Consider the following 16,252-nt stretch of genomic DNA (forward strand, 5'->3'; position numbering starts at 1 on the left):
TAAAAAACATCAATGTATCAAATAACAGTGATCGAGAATACTTTTATATAAGCGTTAGTTAGACTAGCCTAAAAGGTGTGTGAATTTCTAAAAAAGTTTATAGTCAGATCTAAATTTAATGAAGTTATGAAGGAGAAGGGAATTCAAAGCCAGAAGGAATTGGCTGATTTAGTTGGTTCAACTGAGGTTACGATAAGCAGATTTAAAACAAATACAAGATATGATAACACAACACTATTCATTATTAACAGGATTAAAAAATGCACCTATGAAAAATTTGTTTTATGTCCAGGAGATTAGAGGAAGAGCAATACAACAAAATTAGCCCAGCTCGATTGAGCTGGCTAATTTATCTTGTACAAAGCTTATCTTTACATTCTTCTTTTGGTTCGGCGTCAACCGTATATGACAATATTTCTTTATTGCCTGGGTCATATAGACCTTCAAACTCTTTTTTTTCATTAGTATAATCCTTAACACTAATACCACCCATTGGGTTAATATAGTAATCCTCAGAAAAATGGATATCTTTCACATTTTTATAGTTCGTTGTTAAAAACTTTTTCATATGATTCTGGGCTTCTTCGAATAACGCAATCTCTTTTTCCTTTCGATCATACTGATGCTTCATAAAAAGTCCCCCAACTGCTATAATTATTAAAATAAGGATAATTATGTACTTTTTCTTTTTCATTTGGAAATCAACCCTTTCCTATAAATAACTGTCGTTCTTAAGTAAACGAAATGAGCGAAAACTTGATATGAATATACTTTCAGCATGTCAAAAGCAAAGCTAACCAATTCAGAATTCATCGCGATTGTTGCTGGCAAGTTAAGAATGGAACTTAAAGCGAGTGAAATGCTGATCTGACGTTTTTCCTATCGTTGGGTTGTCATGATATTTGTACCGTTAATATCAGGGATACCTCGACAAATGAGACGGTAGAGGCGATTGATCTCAGGAATAGGTTTGAACTGTATGAGAAACATGTCACGAATTTTGTAAGATAATTAAACAAAATAAATACCCACTCATCCCTGAGGTGGGTATTTTACCTTTCTTCGGCATTGACCACTGAAATACCTATCTCCTTGTTCGTTGGATCATATATACCGGAAAATTCTTTTTCTTTATTATTATTTATGTAGCCTGAAACTTCAACTCCGCCTGTCGGATCGATATTGTAGTCTTTTGAAAAATGAACTTCCTGTACATTTTTATAGTCTTTTTTTAAGTAATTCCTCATATGATCTTGCGCCTCAATCACAAGTTTTTCTTCATTTTTATGTTTATCATATTGATGCTTCACGAAAAAACCTCCCACTGCTATAATTATAACAATTAGGATAATAATGTATTTCCTCATGCGTATCATCCTTTCGGAACTATTTTACAATATAAGAAAGGTGATGTATATATGCCAAAAGGAAAAGAAATAACCGTCTCTAATGTCACAGATAAAGAATATTACCGTTTGAGTCAAGCAGCTTACAATTATAAAATGTTAGCCCTGCACATGAAATATAAAACTCCTTATAAAATCAGTAAGACGTCATATTGGTACGTTGAGAAAGTGAAACAGGATTCTGATACGGGTCTTGATGCCTTTGTATTCTCAAAAGGCATCAAGTCCAAAAACGAAAAATGGATAAAATCAAAAAACCCCGAAAACGTGGTCGTCACCTATGCGGGAACCGATATCGCAAAAGGCCCGATCTTTGACTGCGGGAATATTGTTTTCGGGAATGATTCGAAAACAGAAGTGTATTACAAGGAGAAAAACAAGAATGGCTACTCTTTAAGGAAAGGGATTTATCCGTTAGAGTTTTTGGGGCCAGCCAATAATACATATGAAGCATACGCAACAATAGCAGGCAAAGGTACACATGTAGCTCGCGGAATAGAAAAATGGTCCACAATTTCCGAAGCAATTGAAGGTATAATACAAAAAAGACGCCACACTGGCGTCTTTTTTAATAATCGCAGTCTTTATCTCTACATTCTTTCTTTCTCACAGCATCTATAGTGTGTCCCATAATCTTGTCATTTGCCTTATTATAAATACCGTCAAATTTATTTGATGTAACATCGTTGTAATAGCCGAATACCTCTATTCCACCCATTGGATCTATTTCGTATTTATCTTTAAATGTAACATTATGTATGCCTTCATAATTCGCTTTGATAAATTTCTCCATTCGTTCTTGAGCAATCTTTATCTCTTCAGCCTGTTCATTTTTATCATTCATACTCTTCATTATAAAACCCCCAACTGCTATAATAATAATTATAAGGATAAAAATGTATTTTTTCATAGAATCACCCTTTCAATAATTCATTTTACATTATATGTGAGGAGTTTTGTATGGCCAAGAACATAAAAGTACCTGAAGTATCTGATGAAACTTATTACATCCTTAGTCAGTACGCATACAATTATAATAAATTAAAAGAAAGCCTAAAAAACAATCAACCTATTATAGCTGATAGAAACATCCCTTGGTATGTTGAGAAAATAAAAACTGATGAAGATACCGGATTGGACGCAGTTGTACTATCAAAAGGAGAAAAAACACAAAACGGTAAATGGACAAAATCAAAAAACCCCGAAAACGTGGTCGTCGCCTTCGCAGGCACTGATATCGCAAAAGACCCGATCAATGACGGCGTAAAAGCGGACGGCGGCAATATTGTTTTCGGAAATGATCCGAAAACAGAAGTACATTATATTGTAAAAAAAGACGCAAAGGATACGTCGAAAACACTTGGAACCTATCACGGAACGCCCTCTCAAGACGCCATGCTCACAACCGGAAAGTATAAGCTGATGACGAAAACTTCGCAAATCGATCAAGCCGATCAGCTGGTACGCAGCGTAAAGAAAAAGTATGCCGGAACGTCAACGATTATTTCAACAACCGGCCATTCACTTGGCGGCGCTGAGGCCGAATACAGCGCGGTGAATAATAATGTGTATGCCGTCGCGTTTAACAGTCCTTCCGTCGTGAAACTGCACGATGAGGAAACACAGAAAGAGATCAACAGCGGCATTTACGATCCTTACATCCGGTCAATTATCAATCCGGACGACATGGTCGGGGCAGGTTATTGGAACGAATATGACCGCCACAACGGGACAACAATTTATACGAAAAACCCCTCGCTCTCACAGTTCAGCCGAAACCAGCGGCTTGATGGGAAATTGAGCGAGCAGATCGGAAAAAATCTCGCTTATTTCTTCACTACTGTCATTCTGAGAAATCCGGATACACACGGCTTAAACGAAGCAAATTTCGTGTTCGACAGAAACGGAACTATCGCAAATCCGAACGGAGATGAATTAGTCTTTGACAAAAACCTCGGCGCTCTTCTGCCGGCCGGTGCGATCGGAAGCGGCGACGCGATAAAAGTAACGCCGACAAACGCAAAGAAGCTGGCTGAAAAGGTGCAGGCTATGACTGAGGATTTGCGGACGATGAAAAAAGAAGCGCAGAACGCCTATCAGGAGCACGATGAAAAAATCGCCGAGCTGAAAACGGAATTCTACGGTCAAGTCGGATACGGCTTGTATGATCAGCTTCAAGCACAGGACGTGACCAATACCATTGAAGATATTGCGCTATCTTACGATAAAGGCCCGATTTTTTATGACACTCAGGCTGAGCAGGCGTTTATTGATTCTTTGCAGGCGGCGATCACGGATCTTGAAGAGATCGGCGGATTCTTACATAAAATAGCAGACGAATTTCAGGAAAAAGACCAGATGCTCGCAAACTGGTTAAGATGATAGAGGTGTATACATAATGCCGACATTAGACGAACTTTTAGAACACAAGGACGACCCGATGAAGAAAATGCTGCAGCGGCAGATGCTGAAAACAGGGATGACGCAGGCAGCGGGGATGAAACTGGAAACAGTCCGCCGAACGCTGAAACCGACATTCGAAATGGATACGTTGAAAGATGAATTATATGAAGTGTATTCAGCACTCTTGAACAGCTTTGAAGGCAAGGCGCAAAAAGCTCTCGCACAGCGGATCAGTGAAAGTGCCAAGCTTATTGTTAATGTGGAGAACGACGGAGAAACTTTCGTTAATAGCTTTAAAACGAGATAAAAAGCCCCTCTGCAAAGCAAGTTAAGTATGAAATGAACGAAAATAATAAAGATGCGATTATCGAGTCATTAAAGCGGAAAGTTAAGCGACTAGAGCATGAGAACAAAGATTTTAGAAACCCAATTAAAAGTAGCGTATGCAGAAGTCTACAAAAAGTTCTAGTTGACAAGGTATTTATTATTTAACAATCAAGATTGTTTAGGAATCTCGTATATTAAACTCAAAAGTTATTTGACTAAAGATAAGAGGGTATAAAAATGGATAATGAAACAGCCAAAAATATTAGAGAAAGTTTAACGGCTGATTGTACGAAGTGCTTTGGACTTTGCTGCACAGCGCTTAATATTGTAGCATCAAGCGATTTTCCAATTAACAAGCCAGCAGGTGCACCTTGTGTTAATTTACAATCTGATTATGGTTGTCAAATTCACAGCAACTTACAAGAGAAAGGTTTTAAGGGCTGTACAGTGTTTGACTGTTTAGGTTCTGGACAAGTTGTTTCTCAAATTACTTTTAAAGGTCAAAGTTGGCGAGATAATCCTGAAATTCGAGAAAAAATGTTCCGAGTGTTTCCGATCATGGAACAAATACATGAAATGATTGCGTACACGGCAGAAGCCTTGTCGTATGATATTCCCCATGCTTTGTCTGATAAATTGAGTGTGCAGTTAAAAGAATTGCAGAACTTAACAAAACTCGATGCTGAAGAATTATTATCTCTTGATCTAGTGGTGTACAGATTTCCATTAAACAAATTGCTTTCGGAAACCAGCGAGTATATTCGGGAAAGCTTAATTTCAAAGTTACCTGACACTAAAAATGCCAAGAATTATAATTACGAAAGAGCCGATTGGATTGGCAAAAAATTAAGAGGTAAAGATTTAAGGGCATTAGATTTAAGGGGAGCATATTTAATTGCTGCAGATATGAGGAATGCAGATTTAAGAGGTGTTGATTTTATTGGCGCTGATTTGCGTGATGCTGATTTAAGGGGAGCAGACTTATCTACGAGTATGTTTTTAACTCAAATGCAAATTAATTCGGCTAAAGGTGATGTAAAGACAACATTCCCCTCTCATATACAACGACCTTCCCATTGGATTAACTAATTTTGTTCAGTTTGTGTATTGAAGGAAACTTTTTGAAGATGGTCTTACTATCAGTCTTAGGAAAGCACATATTAGTCATGAATAATATATGCTTTATGCTTTCCTTTATTTTTGAGGATTTTTATAATTTAGGTCATGATAATACTGTGCCATCCGGTATCTGTAGCATGTGGAGTTCGGGGAATTTAGCTTTCCGATATAATAGACGTAGGCTAGGACGTTCTTTCTTTCGGATTTATTTCCGCTGGATGGCGTTCTTTTTTTTGTTTTTAAATGTAAGGAACGTATATCGCTGCCGTTTCTTAAATAATTAATCGCAAAGGTATGTCGTAAGCTATGAAGGCTCGGTCGGCATTCCTTTTTTAAATCCGCCATTTCCCCGTACTTCGCAGCTCTCTTCCGCAAGTGATCTTTCGCAATCTTCTCTCCGTACTGATTAACGAAGACATGCGTAAATTTACCGAAATACTCCGTCATTTCCGTTAGTAATTGCCGCAACTCTTCCGCGACCTGTTCAGTCATCGGTACCATTCTGTTCTTACGGTTCTTGTTGACGGCGCCCGGCAGCATGATAACGAGGTTGTCAAAGTCGATGTCTTCCGGCTTAAGTCCTTCAAGCTCATTCGAACGAAGCCCACATTTTAACGCAATGAGGAACGCTACATAATCGCGAAAGCCTGGGAACGTATCCTTCTCGATCATTTTAAAGAATCGCCGTACCTGGATATCTGTGAGCATCTTAATCGTCTTTTCATCGACCCGCAGCTTCGTTACTCTTTTCGCTGGATTTTCGTTTAGAAGCCCGCGCTTAGTCATTCGGCTAAGGATCGACTTTATGCCGCCTAAACGGATATTTATCGTTACTGGCGAAAGATCGCGTACGTTGAACATCGTTGATATATAGGACCGCAGATGATCTTCCGTAATGTTCGTTACGTTATCCGTCGGCTGTATGCCGACCACTTCCATAAATTCCGCCCAATACTTCCGATAATCATTGATCGTTCTGTCGCGATAGTTCTCCGTTTCAAATAGCTCGCATACGATCCCTAACGCTTCGTGAACGGATTTCGTCGCTTTGAAGCTCTTTACTATTCCGTCAGTCTCGCGCCGATCCCTGACGCCTTGCCTGCGTTTTAAAACCGCCATAACAAAAAACCTCCCGGATTTATTTATCCGCGAGGTTACGTTTGCTGAATCGAACTATATCGTTTTAAGAGATACGAGCCAGCCGATTAAAGCCGGGCCCGTTCTTTACCGGTTCGCGTCCTGTCGGACACTTTTCGTACACTTGACGCCTTAACGGACCGTCGGAAAGCGTTGATATGACGGGGTTAAAACGTATTGGACGCGCTCGGAGGGATTCGAACCCCCGACAGACGTGGTACCGGAAACCACCGCTCTATCCAACTGAGCTACGAGCGCACGTTTTTTCAATCAGATACCTTTATATTATAATAAAGGAACGCGCAGAAAGCAACTCTTTTTTGATAATGCACAACAGGATTATGCAGCGTCCTCATGCAGCATAATCCTGCATCGTTTACCGGCATTGATTTTCACAAAAAACCCATTTCAGGCGGACTGCCCCCGGCTCGGTTCATTTTCAATCACTGCAGAAAAAGCAGTAATCACCCGTTTCAGCTTCTTTTCCAAATGTCCTTTAACGTCCAATAGGTGAATTCCTCAACCTTTACGGCGCCTTTCTCAGAAAACAGCTCAATCCCCAATCTGCCTTCATTCGGATAGATACGGCTTGTCATCGTTGTTTCTCCATGATTGGCGAATACTTCAATCGAGGATCTGTCAATAAAGATACGCAGCGCCAGCTTGCCGTTTGTATCCGTCTGCACCCTTCTCACACCGTCTTTCGCTTTCCCCATCTTGGTGCAATCAAGTGTCAGCTTTTTATCCGTTAGATTGTATGTCAGCACAAGTTCTTCTTCATCAAGGCCTCGAATCTTAAAACCTGCCGTTTCGGCATCAGAATCGTTTACATCAAACACGGCTCGGACTTCAAGCAGGTCTTCGGACGTCTTTGCCAAGTAACTCCCTGAAAGCGATCGTCCGGCACATTCCCGATATTCCATTTTCCGCAGCTGCTTGGTTTCTTCCACGGGATTCATCAAAAGTTTATGATCATCACGCAAAGTCAGTTCTCGCGGCAAAGTCAGTGCACCGCACCATCCGTCCGCTTTTGTCGGCATCTCAGATTCCCACATATCCATCCAGCCGATGGCAATTCTGCGTCCTTTATCATCTAATAATGTTTGCACGGCGTAAAAGTCATGGCCGTGATCCAGTTCTTTAAAAGCGCCGTGTGTAAATTTGTTTGTTTCATCATGATAGTCACCGATTAAATAGCCGGTTTGATGTAAATTTTGATAGGAATCACCGTCCGCCTCGATACCCTGGGGCGAAATCAGCAGAACATGTTTGCCGCCTAATTCAAAGAAATCAGGACATTCCCACATATAGCCGAGATTACCGTCACTTTGGGCGAGAACCCCCGCGTATTCCCAATCACGCAAATCAGGTGAACGGTATAAAACGACCCGTCCGACGTTTTCTTTTGAAGAGTTGCCGATGACCATATACCAAACATCGCGATGCTTCCATACTTTCGGATCGCGGAAATGACGGGCGCTGTCTTCCGGCGGTTCCGCAATAACAGGGTTTTTCTGAAGCTTTTCAAACACGATTCCATCTTGGCTGACAGCGATATTTTGAGTTTGATAGAATAGGTCTTTCTCTTGATCAATTATATTATGTCCTGTATAGATGAGGGCTAATCTTCCATGATCATCGACCGCGCTTCCCGAAAAACAGCCGCTTTGGTCGAATTCATCCCCCGGAGCTAAGGCAACCGGAAGGTGCTCCCAATGAATGAGATCTTTACTTTTTACATGTCCCCAATGCATCGGCCCCCAATGCTCATCATACGGATGATGCTGAAAAAAGACGTGGTATTCTCCTTTAAACTGAATAAGCCCGTTCGGATCATTGATCCAATTCGCCCGGGGCATAATATGGTACCCCAATCGATATCTTTGTTTCACTTTACCCTCGGCTTCCTTCAAAGCTTCTTCCGCCTGCTGAATTCTATCCATTTATAACATCCTCTCTATCCGATTTTTTGCAGACGCTGGACACGCCTGCTGTTTTGTTTCGGGCCCAATAAAGTAAATATGGAGATGACGGTAAAACCGAAGACGACGATTCCCATGATGAGATAGGTTTGACGGAACCCCGCACTGTCATATAACCCTCCCGCAAGCGGCGACAGAATCGACGCGCCTGCCTGAGATGCGAATTGAAAACCGACGAGATAAAGGACGGACGACAGACGCGTATCAAAATTGGCAGCCAAATATTTAAAAACGGCGATCAGCATAATCGGCAATTCCAGTGCGTGGATGAGTTTCATTGATGAAATGCCTACAGGCTCAACTGCAATTCCGGACCCGACGATGCGGAAAGCCATTAAGAACCCCGCTAAAATCAAACTGTTTTTCGCCCCGAACTTATTGACGATAAAAGGCGCAAGAAACATCATGCCGGCCTCCAAAAACACCTGGAATGAATTAAGATAGCCGAATACTTGGTTACCCGTCGACACTGAAGGAAACAAAGACGCATAGTAGATCGGGAACTGCTGATCATATACGCCGTAAATGCAAGTCACCCCGATAATGTACAGCATAAAAAACCAGAAATCTCTTAGTAAAAAGAGCCGCCCCACATCTTTTAACCGGACCGAATCCGCTCTGTTTTTCTCATGATCGGTCATTTCTATTTTCACAGACATGATAATGACCGTTAATATGATGGCTGAAACAGACGCGATCCAGAAGTTGATATTGGGATTGATATTGAAAAGCTGCCCTGCAAAAAATGCAGCCGCCGCCCAGCCCAGCGAGCCCCACATTCTTGATTTACCATACTCGAAATCATATTTTCGGCTGACCTTTTCAATGTACGTTTCAATCGCGCCTATCCCCGCCAAAAAAGCGGCTCCCAAATATAAGCCTCCGACAACGGCGCCAAGAAAGACGTTGTATTGTAAAAGCGGCCCATAGACGAAGATATAAAACGGACCCGTGAATATGAGAAGACAGCTGATCATAAATAATATCTTTTTCTTCAGCCCCAATTTGTCAGAGATAAAACCGTAAAGAGGCTGCATGCATAGGGCAAATACGGCGTTTACAGAAAAGATAATGCCTGTCGCTGATCCGTTTAAATTGATTTCCTGCCCTAACCAAATCGCAAATAAAGAATAGCTGGAAGACCAAGTAAAAAAGAAAAAGAAGAAATAAGCACTCAGTTTCCAATACAGACTTTTTGAGCTTTTCATTTGCACCGCTCCTTTAAGAGGACCTTTTAATAGCCGTTTTAGAGCCGCATACTTCCTTCTTCATTTTCATCACATACATGCGAGCCCTGAGTAAGCGCTTACTTTCTATCGCTGCTTAATTCTTTCACTTTATTGCCGCCAGCCATCTCTCCATACCCGTCACTTCCCTTCACTCTGCAAATAAAGCGCTTTCAAAAAGAATTGTATGTCAACCGGTTCCATATGTCAATCGGTTGACATACAATTTTCTGATTATTTTAATCAAACAAAACGCACCCTCTTTATATGAAAACAGAAACACGGAATGTCCTTGCACATGTCAGCCTGATTCTCTAAAATAAGTGCGTGACGGAAATTGTAAGCCATTTCAGTAAGCAGGAGGGCACGGGAATGAAGCCTAACATTCATGATGTTGCGAAAATAGCGGGAGTTTCATCTACAACCGTTTCGCGGGTATTAAATAACCGCGGCTATATCAGCGAAAAAACAAAAGAAAAAGTGTACAAGGCGATGGAAGAAATCAATTACTTTCCAAACGATCTGGCCCGCTCTTTATTCCGAAAACGAACCAATTTAATAGGGCTTATCATCCCAAACTCCAGCAATCCGTTTTTCGGCGAACTCGCCTTTCATATTGAAAGCATTTGTACGTCCATGGGCTACAAACTGCTGCTTTGCAACAGTTTACATCGAAAGGATAAGGAAGAAAAATATTTGGAGATGCTGATAAGAAACCAAGTGGACGGCGTGATCGCCGTGACTTACAACCGGGGAATTCTCAATTATCACAAGCAAAATCTGCCGATTGTCGCCATTGATCATTACTTATCGGACACGATTCCCGTCGTCGGCTCAGACAACTATGACGGCGGAAAAAAGGCGGCAGAACTGCTGATTGAAAAAGGGTGCCGGCACATCGTCCATCTCAACGGCCCGCTTGAACTCGAGACACCGGCAAACCTCAGAAGAAAGGCATACGAAGACGTCATGCATGAACACTGCCGGAAGCCTATTACATATGAAGTACCCTTTTATCAGCATTACCATGACATTATTTCAACATTATTCGATGAACAGCCTGACACCGATGGAATTTTTGCCAGCGATGATATCATGGCGGCTGCAGTGATGACCGAGGCCAAAAAACGGGGAATAGACATCCCGAATCAATTAAAAGTGATCGGTTATGACGGCACTGAAACCGTTCAATCGGTTCTGCCGGACTTGGCAACCATCCAGCAGCCGATTGAATTGATTTCCAAAACAGCCATCGAGATTTTAGCAAAAGAAATTGAAGGCGAATTTGATGATTTGCCGCTGGAAACATATTTGCCGGTACGGCTTTTGGAAGGGCGGACAACGTAGTCAGACCGTTCAGCCGTACGTAGCGACGCGATTGCGGTCTATTTTGAGCGCTCCGGCCATATCATTTTCTCAAGGCTCCGGCATTGATCATCCTCATTTCCACTTTGCTGTTTGAACTTTTTGTTTTATGGGAAAAATGGTGTTAGAAGAAAAGGTTGGCATTTTGGTCAGCGTTTTGTTTGACCTTTATTGACCAAAAATGTATCATGTAAATACATACTTACCTAAAAGGTGAAGGAGGAGCATTATGAATTTAATACCTACAGTCATTGAACAAACGAACCGCGGAGAAAGAGCTTATGACATTTACTCCCGTCTTTTGAAGGACCGTATTATCATGCTTGGATCTGCGATTGATGACAACGTTGCGAACTCCATCGTGTCACAGCTTTTATTCCTTGAAGCGGAAGACCCTGAAAAAGATATTTCCATTTATATTAACAGCCCTGGCGGATCAATCACTGCCGGCATGGCAATCTATGATACAATGCAGTTCATTAAACCGAAAGTATCCACGATCTGCATCGGTATGGCCGCTTCTATGGGAGCATTTTTACTTGCAGCCGGAGAAAAAGGCAAACGTTACGCGCTTCCTAACAGTGAAGTTATGATTCACCAGCCGCTTGGCGGAGCGCAAGGACAGGCGACAGAAATTGAAATCGCGGCAAAACGCATTCTCTTGCTTCGCGACAAATTAAACAAAGTGCTTGCTGAACGTACCGGCCAGCCGCTTGAAGTCATTGAGCGCGATACAGACCGCGACAACTTCAAATCAGCTGATGAAGCCTTAGAATACGGCTTAATCGATAAAGTGCTGACACGCAATACAGAAGACCAGAAGTAATGCCCAAAAACCTGCAAGAGATGATGTCTCTTGCAGGTTTTTTATGCTTTATTCCCATTCAAGAAAGTAATGAATGCTTTGACGACAGATAATTCTAACGCTGAAGAATCATACATAAGCCAAGTATCGCGTATCACAGGCTCGTTATTTTTATAGGATAGCGCCAATGTGTATAGTTCATCAGAAGGCTGAAGACAGATTTCCGGCACAACAGAATAACCGAGACCGTTTTTCACCATCTCTTTACAGGTTTCCTGCCTGTCTACCTCCATCGCAATGAAAGGCGGTTCAGTAAATTGGTTATTCCACCATTTTTGAATCAAACTTTTCAAAGAAGCATCAGTTTGATAATAAATCATCGGCAATTTGGGAAGGTCCTCACTGTTGATTTCAGTTTTTGAAATAAGGTACAGTCTCTCTTCATTTAGCAGTTGTTTTTTCCCTTGCCAATCATAATCTCCCCTCATAATCCCAAGGTGTACCCCCGAATGATGAAGCAGATCCATCACCTTCGCACTCCATCCCGTATTGACGTGGAATTGAACAGACGGATACTGATCAGAAAACCGTTTTAGAATCGCCGGGAGCTTATACTGAGCAAAATTGCTTGAGACTCCTAATCTGAGAACCCCGCTGACTTCATGGCTCATATTGAGCATATCATCCTTCACTCTTCTGAATTCCTGCAGCATCTCTTTCGAATAATCAACCAGATGTTCACCTTCTGAAGTGAACTCCATCCCTTTTTTTCTTTTATAAAAAAGGCGCACTCCGAATTGTGCTTCCAGGTTTTTGAGCCGATAACTTAACGCCGGCTGTGTCATATATAATCGCTCTGCCGCCTTCGTCATATTTTTTTCTTCGAATAATGTAATGAGCACAATCCAATCCTTTTCATCCATATGAAATCCCCCAAAATATTTTTCTGCTATAAAATTTCCTCCTATTATAAAAGTTTTTTATTCAACTTTATAAAAATTATATGTTTTACTTATAATCCTTATTTATCATACGATATTTTCCAAAGGGACCGGTACCTTTTTATCCACACAAAATGATGTAAGGATGAGACAGCATGGAAAAAGTTCCTGTAACCGTCATGAGAGGCGGCACCAGCAAAGGCGTTTTTATTCATCAAAAAGACATGCCAGACGATACAAACCTATGGAGCGATTTTCTTTTAGACATCATGGGGAGCCCTGACGAGAGACAAATTGACGGTCTCGGCGGCGGCCATTCTCTCACAAGCAAGGCAGCCATTATTAAGAAATCCGCCAGAAAGGATGCGGATGTTGAGTATACGTTTGCTCAGGTCAGTTTGACTGACCATTTTACGGACTTCAAAGGCAATTGCGGAAATATCTCTTCTGCCGTAGGCCCTTATGCTATTGAGAAAGGGCTCGTTCAAGCTGAAGAGCCGGTTACAAAAGTCAGAATGTTAAATACAAACACTCAAAAAGTGATCGTAGCAGAAGTTGAAGTCAGAAATGGAACATTTCATTACCAGGGGGACTGCTCTATCCCCGGGGTTCCAGGTACAGCTTCTCCTATTTATCTTTCATTTCACCAGGCTGAAGGAGCGGTGACCGGTAAGCTGTTTCCCACTGGTCAGCCTATTGATGTTCTCGATACACCGTATGGAAATATCTCGGTCTCGATTATTGATTACGCTAATCCGCTTGTCTTTGTAAAAGCAGAGGACACGGGGCTTACCGGCTTAGAACTTCCGGATGAATATACTCCGGATATATTGGAAAAGCTCGAAATGATCCGATCGATTGCAGCCGAGAAATGCAGATTCGCTTCAAGACATGAGGCTGCTGCAAAATCACCGGCCGTACCAAAACTAACATTAATCTCATCTCCAGCGGATTATATCGATACAAAAGGGATAAAGAGACATGCAGAAGAGATGGATCTTGTCATTCGTATGATGTCCATGCAAAAACCGCATCAAGCTTTAGCCATTACAGGGGCGGTTTGTACGACTGCCGGTATGCTATTGCAGGATACAATATTATCTGAATTTTCATTCTATGGCAGAACGATTCGATTGGGACATCCAAGCGGCATTTTAGAATCCGAGGCAGATGTTGATTCGGACGGAACAACGATTAAAGTAGTACGCACAGCAAGAAAAATCTCTGAAGGCTATGTGTTTACAAAGCAAAGTTACAACCTGAATACGCTGAATCACATTGGTTAATACCAGTCTTCAGACAAGTCAAAGATAAACGGAGGAATGCGAGATGATCAATGTAAATGCGTCTAATCGATTAAACAGACTGCCTTTTTCAAGGGCCCATCAAGCAGTGCTCGTTATCCTTTCATTCGCTTACTTTTTTGATTTTATCGATTTAAATACGTTTTCATATGCGGCGCCTTCACTTTTAAAGGAATGGAACATTTCGACTCATACCATCGCTTTTATTACGTCTGTCTCCTATTTCGGAATGTTTATCGGCGCCTCTGCCGGAGGATGGTTTTCAGACCGTTTCGGAAGGAAAAAAGGTTTAATTCTGGTTGTCACTTTTTTCTCTTTCTTCTCCCTCCTCTCTTCTCTGGCTTGGAACCCAGAAATACTCGGTGTTTTTAGATTTCTTACGAGTTTAGGTATCGGCGCCACAACGATTGTGGCAAGTACGTATATCAGCGAATTTTTCCCATCCGCAACTAAGGGTAAGTACCAGGCAATCTGTATTACAATCGGCATATGCGGAATTCCTGCAGCCGGCTGGGTGGCTAAATTGGTCGTGCCGTCCGCCTCTTACGGCTGGCGGTTTATCTTTCTATTCGGCGCGGTCGGTATTTTTTTTCCGCTGATCGCCAGAAAACTGGAAGAATCACCGAAATGGCTGGACACGAAAGGAAAAAGCGAACAAGCACACCGCATTCTGCTTGAACTGGAGGCAAAAGCAGAAAAAGAAAAGGGTGAACTGCCTGAACCAGCTCCGGCTCTGCGAAGCAGACAAACCGCTGTAAAATCCGTTCCATATCGGACGTTATTTCAAAAGCCTTTGGCAGGAAGAACTTTTGTTTTAATGACGATGTGGGCAGCTTCCACGATTGCAATTCAAGGCTTTGGCACGTGGGTTCCCACCCTTTTGGTAAAAGAAGGCGTATCAATGGATGAGTCTATCGTATACGTCACTCTGGGAACGATCGGTGCCCCGCTGGGCGCTCTCATTGCCTCGCAAATCTCTGACCGTGTGGATCGAAAGTGGGCCATTTCTGTTTTATCGTTAATTATTATGGCGCTTGGATTCTTTTACGGCATCAATCCTTTACCGATGGTCATTGTCATATGCGGATTTCTCATGCATATGTTTGAGCGTACTTTCAGTTCGATCGCATATGCCTATACGCCGGAATTATATCCGGTTGAAGCCAGGGCCTCTGGAAATGGTCTCACTTACGGCGTAGGACGTCTTGCGAATGTAGCCGGTCCCTTTGTCGTCAGTTTCCTGTATTCAGGCTACGGATTTTTAAGTGTATTCTTGTTTTTTACAGGCTGCTGGTTTCTTTGTGCACTGACAGTCGGTATATTTGGAATCAGTTCAAAAAAACAAAAGATGCAGCAGGATGATTTCATATCGGAGGAAACATTCGTGCAACAAAAGTTGTAAACGCATACAGTATGCAAACCGCAAAACATCCATCTCCTCTGAGGAAATGGATGTTCTTCTTTTAACCCCAACAGCATTCTCTTTCTCATCTTATTCTCATACATATGTCTTATCATGAAGAAAGGTGTGATACGCATGAGAAAGAGAAAACGATTTCCAGAAAGAAAAGGTATTCTATAGGCGGAGAATTTTCCATCAGAATGGATCAGATGCAACCGCCGAAACATATTTCAGACCTCTGCCTTACAATTCCCGCCATTTCTTATCTAAAATCGGGTATATATACCGATTCATCTGCTCAATCAGCTCATCCGGCCGGGAGGAACTGTGGATCAGCTTCAAATGAGACTCATTCGAAAATCCTTCCTGAATGCTGTACTTGACCATCTTCATCATCGGCTCAAAATACCCGTTCACATTGTACAGTCCGATCGGTTTTTGATGAATGCCGATTTGCGCCCAGCATAGCACTTCAAATAACTCTTCATATGTTCCGAAGCCGCCGGGCATGGCAATGTACCCATCGGCAAGTTCACTCATTTTCGCTTTCCGCTCATGCATGCCGCTGACTTCAATCAGCTCCGTCAGATTCTGATGAACAACCTCCCCGCTGAACAGCCCGCTCGGCATGACGCCGACAGCTTTTCCGCCGCCTGCCATTAACGCGTCGGCGACGGTTCCCATCAGACCGACCCGTGAACCGCCGTAAACAAGGCCGATTCCCTGCTCCGCCATATATTCACCCAGTTCGGCCGCTTTGCGTTTGTACTCTTCATTTACCCCCGGGTTTGACCCCGCAAATACACAAATGGTTTTCATTTTTTCATCTCCATAT

At 42.2% G+C, this 16,252-nt stretch carries 16 protein-coding genes, 1 tRNA gene and 2 pseudogenes; 10 read left to right on the forward strand and 9 right to left on the reverse strand.

The annotated features are described in order from the left end of the window. Nucleotides 1-126 precede the first annotated feature (126 nt). Nucleotides 127-300, forward strand: a complete 174-nt coding sequence (locus NYE62_RS17635; protein WP_342497092.1) for a helix-turn-helix transcriptional regulator — start codon at nucleotides 127-129, stop codon at nucleotides 298-300. 49 nt (nucleotides 301-349) lie between these two features. Here the strand turns inward: NYE62_RS17635 and NYE62_RS17640 are convergent, their stop codons facing one another. Continuing rightward, nucleotides 350-694 carry a DUF1433 domain-containing protein gene (locus tag NYE62_RS17640; protein WP_342497093.1) on the reverse strand — a complete coding sequence of 115 codons (345 nt, stop codon included), beginning with the start codon at nucleotides 692-694 and terminating at the stop codon, nucleotides 350-352. Nucleotides 695-754: 60 nt separating this feature from the next. Between NYE62_RS17640 and NYE62_RS17645 the strand changes: the two are divergent. Continuing rightward, a pseudogene (locus NYE62_RS17645) lies at nucleotides 755-871 on the forward strand (sporulation transcription factor Spo0A); the annotation flags it as partial. 181 nt (nucleotides 872-1,052) lie between these two features. On the opposite strand, the gene NYE62_RS17650 reads toward NYE62_RS17645, so the two are convergent. Continuing rightward, a complete protein-coding gene (locus tag NYE62_RS17650; protein WP_014305887.1) occupies nucleotides 1,053-1,367 on the reverse strand; it encodes a DUF1433 domain-containing protein in 315 nt (104 codons plus the stop codon). A 51-nt stretch (nucleotides 1,368-1,418) separates the two neighbouring features. Between NYE62_RS17650 and NYE62_RS17655 the strand changes: the two are divergent. Beyond that, nucleotides 1,419-1,772 (forward strand): annotated as a pseudogene (locus NYE62_RS17655) (lipase); the annotation flags it as partial. Between the two features lie 202 nt (nucleotides 1,773-1,974). Here NYE62_RS17655 and NYE62_RS17660 read toward each other — a convergent pair. Beyond that, nucleotides 1,975-2,316: a DUF1433 domain-containing protein gene (locus NYE62_RS17660; RefSeq protein WP_342497094.1), complete on the reverse strand. Its 342-nt coding sequence runs from the start codon at nucleotides 2,314-2,316 to the stop codon at nucleotides 1,975-1,977. A 50-nt stretch (nucleotides 2,317-2,366) separates the two neighbouring features. On the opposite strand from NYE62_RS17660, the gene NYE62_RS17665 reads away from it, so the two are divergent. The 3 genes from NYE62_RS17665 (at nucleotide 2,367) to NYE62_RS17675 (ending at nucleotide 5,225) form a co-directional block, all read left to right on the forward strand. After that, a complete protein-coding gene (locus NYE62_RS17665) occupies nucleotides 2,367-3,788 on the forward strand; it encodes a lipase (protein ID WP_342497095.1) in 1,422 nt (473 codons plus the stop codon). A 16-nt stretch (nucleotides 3,789-3,804) separates the two neighbouring features. Further along, entirely contained in the window at nucleotides 3,805-4,116 is a 312-nt protein-coding gene (locus NYE62_RS17670) for a hypothetical protein (protein WP_144463886.1), read from the forward strand. Nucleotides 4,117-4,373: 257 nt separating this feature from the next. Continuing rightward, nucleotides 4,374-5,225 carry a pentapeptide repeat-containing protein gene (locus NYE62_RS17675; protein ID WP_015240651.1) on the forward strand — a complete coding sequence of 284 codons (852 nt, stop codon included), beginning with the start codon at nucleotides 4,374-4,376 and terminating at the stop codon, nucleotides 5,223-5,225. A 105-nt stretch (nucleotides 5,226-5,330) separates the two neighbouring features. Here the strand turns inward: NYE62_RS17675 and NYE62_RS17680 are convergent, their stop codons facing one another. The 4 genes from NYE62_RS17680 to NYE62_RS17695 all read right to left on the reverse strand — a co-directional run bounded on the left by NYE62_RS17680 (nucleotide 5,331) and on the right by NYE62_RS17695 (nucleotide 9,582). After that, on the reverse strand, nucleotides 5,331-6,374 hold the full coding sequence (locus tag NYE62_RS17680) for a tyrosine-type recombinase/integrase (protein WP_144463885.1): 1,044 nt from the start codon (nucleotides 6,372-6,374) through the stop codon (nucleotides 5,331-5,333). A 200-nt stretch (nucleotides 6,375-6,574) separates the two neighbouring features. Next, a tRNA-Arg gene (locus NYE62_RS17685) sits at nucleotides 6,575-6,650 on the reverse strand. Between the two features lie 215 nt (nucleotides 6,651-6,865). Then, a complete protein-coding gene (locus tag NYE62_RS17690) occupies nucleotides 6,866-8,335 on the reverse strand; it encodes a glycoside hydrolase family 32 protein (protein ID WP_144664385.1) in 1,470 nt (489 codons plus the stop codon). A 14-nt stretch (nucleotides 8,336-8,349) separates the two neighbouring features. Then, a complete protein-coding gene (locus NYE62_RS17695; protein WP_144463883.1) occupies nucleotides 8,350-9,582 on the reverse strand; it encodes an MFS transporter in 1,233 nt (410 codons plus the stop codon). A gap of 390 nt (nucleotides 9,583-9,972) precedes the next feature. On the opposite strand from NYE62_RS17695, the gene NYE62_RS17700 reads away from it, so the two are divergent. Then, complete coding sequence (locus NYE62_RS17700; protein ID WP_095352627.1) at nucleotides 9,973-10,947, forward strand: LacI family DNA-binding transcriptional regulator; 975 nt, start codon at nucleotides 9,973-9,975, stop codon at nucleotides 10,945-10,947. Nucleotides 10,948-11,194: 247 nt separating this feature from the next. After that, nucleotides 11,195-11,791 carry an ATP-dependent Clp endopeptidase proteolytic subunit ClpP gene (gene clpP, locus NYE62_RS17705; RefSeq protein WP_003151513.1) on the forward strand — a complete coding sequence of 199 codons (597 nt, stop codon included), beginning with the start codon at nucleotides 11,195-11,197 and terminating at the stop codon, nucleotides 11,789-11,791. Between the two features lie 41 nt (nucleotides 11,792-11,832). Here the strand turns inward: clpP and NYE62_RS17710 are convergent, their stop codons facing one another. Beyond that, nucleotides 11,833-12,693: a LysR family transcriptional regulator gene (locus NYE62_RS17710; protein WP_061860902.1), complete on the reverse strand. Its 861-nt coding sequence runs from the start codon at nucleotides 12,691-12,693 to the stop codon at nucleotides 11,833-11,835. Between the two features lie 173 nt (nucleotides 12,694-12,866). On the opposite strand from NYE62_RS17710, the gene NYE62_RS17715 reads away from it, so the two are divergent. Together NYE62_RS17715 and NYE62_RS17720 are read left to right on the forward strand one after the other, a co-directional pair. Then, nucleotides 12,867-13,997 (forward strand): PrpF domain-containing protein, encoded by a 1,131-nt coding sequence (locus NYE62_RS17715; protein ID WP_095352626.1) that lies wholly within the window; start codon nucleotides 12,867-12,869, stop codon nucleotides 13,995-13,997. A 43-nt stretch (nucleotides 13,998-14,040) separates the two neighbouring features. Then, nucleotides 14,041-15,417 carry an MFS transporter gene (locus NYE62_RS17720; RefSeq protein WP_015240656.1) on the forward strand — a complete coding sequence of 459 codons (1,377 nt, stop codon included), beginning with the start codon at nucleotides 14,041-14,043 and terminating at the stop codon, nucleotides 15,415-15,417. A gap of 243 nt (nucleotides 15,418-15,660) precedes the next feature. Here the strand turns inward: NYE62_RS17720 and NYE62_RS17725 are convergent, their stop codons facing one another. Beyond that, a complete protein-coding gene (locus tag NYE62_RS17725) occupies nucleotides 15,661-16,236 on the reverse strand; it encodes a TIGR00730 family Rossman fold protein (RefSeq protein ID WP_095352625.1) in 576 nt (191 codons plus the stop codon). Nucleotides 16,237-16,252 lie beyond the last annotated feature (16 nt).

Origin of the sequence: Bacillus sp. FSL K6-2861 (genome assembly GCF_038630725.1) — a bacterium.
Taxonomy (GTDB): Bacteria; Bacillota; Bacilli; order Bacillales; family Bacillaceae; genus Bacillus; species Bacillus velezensis.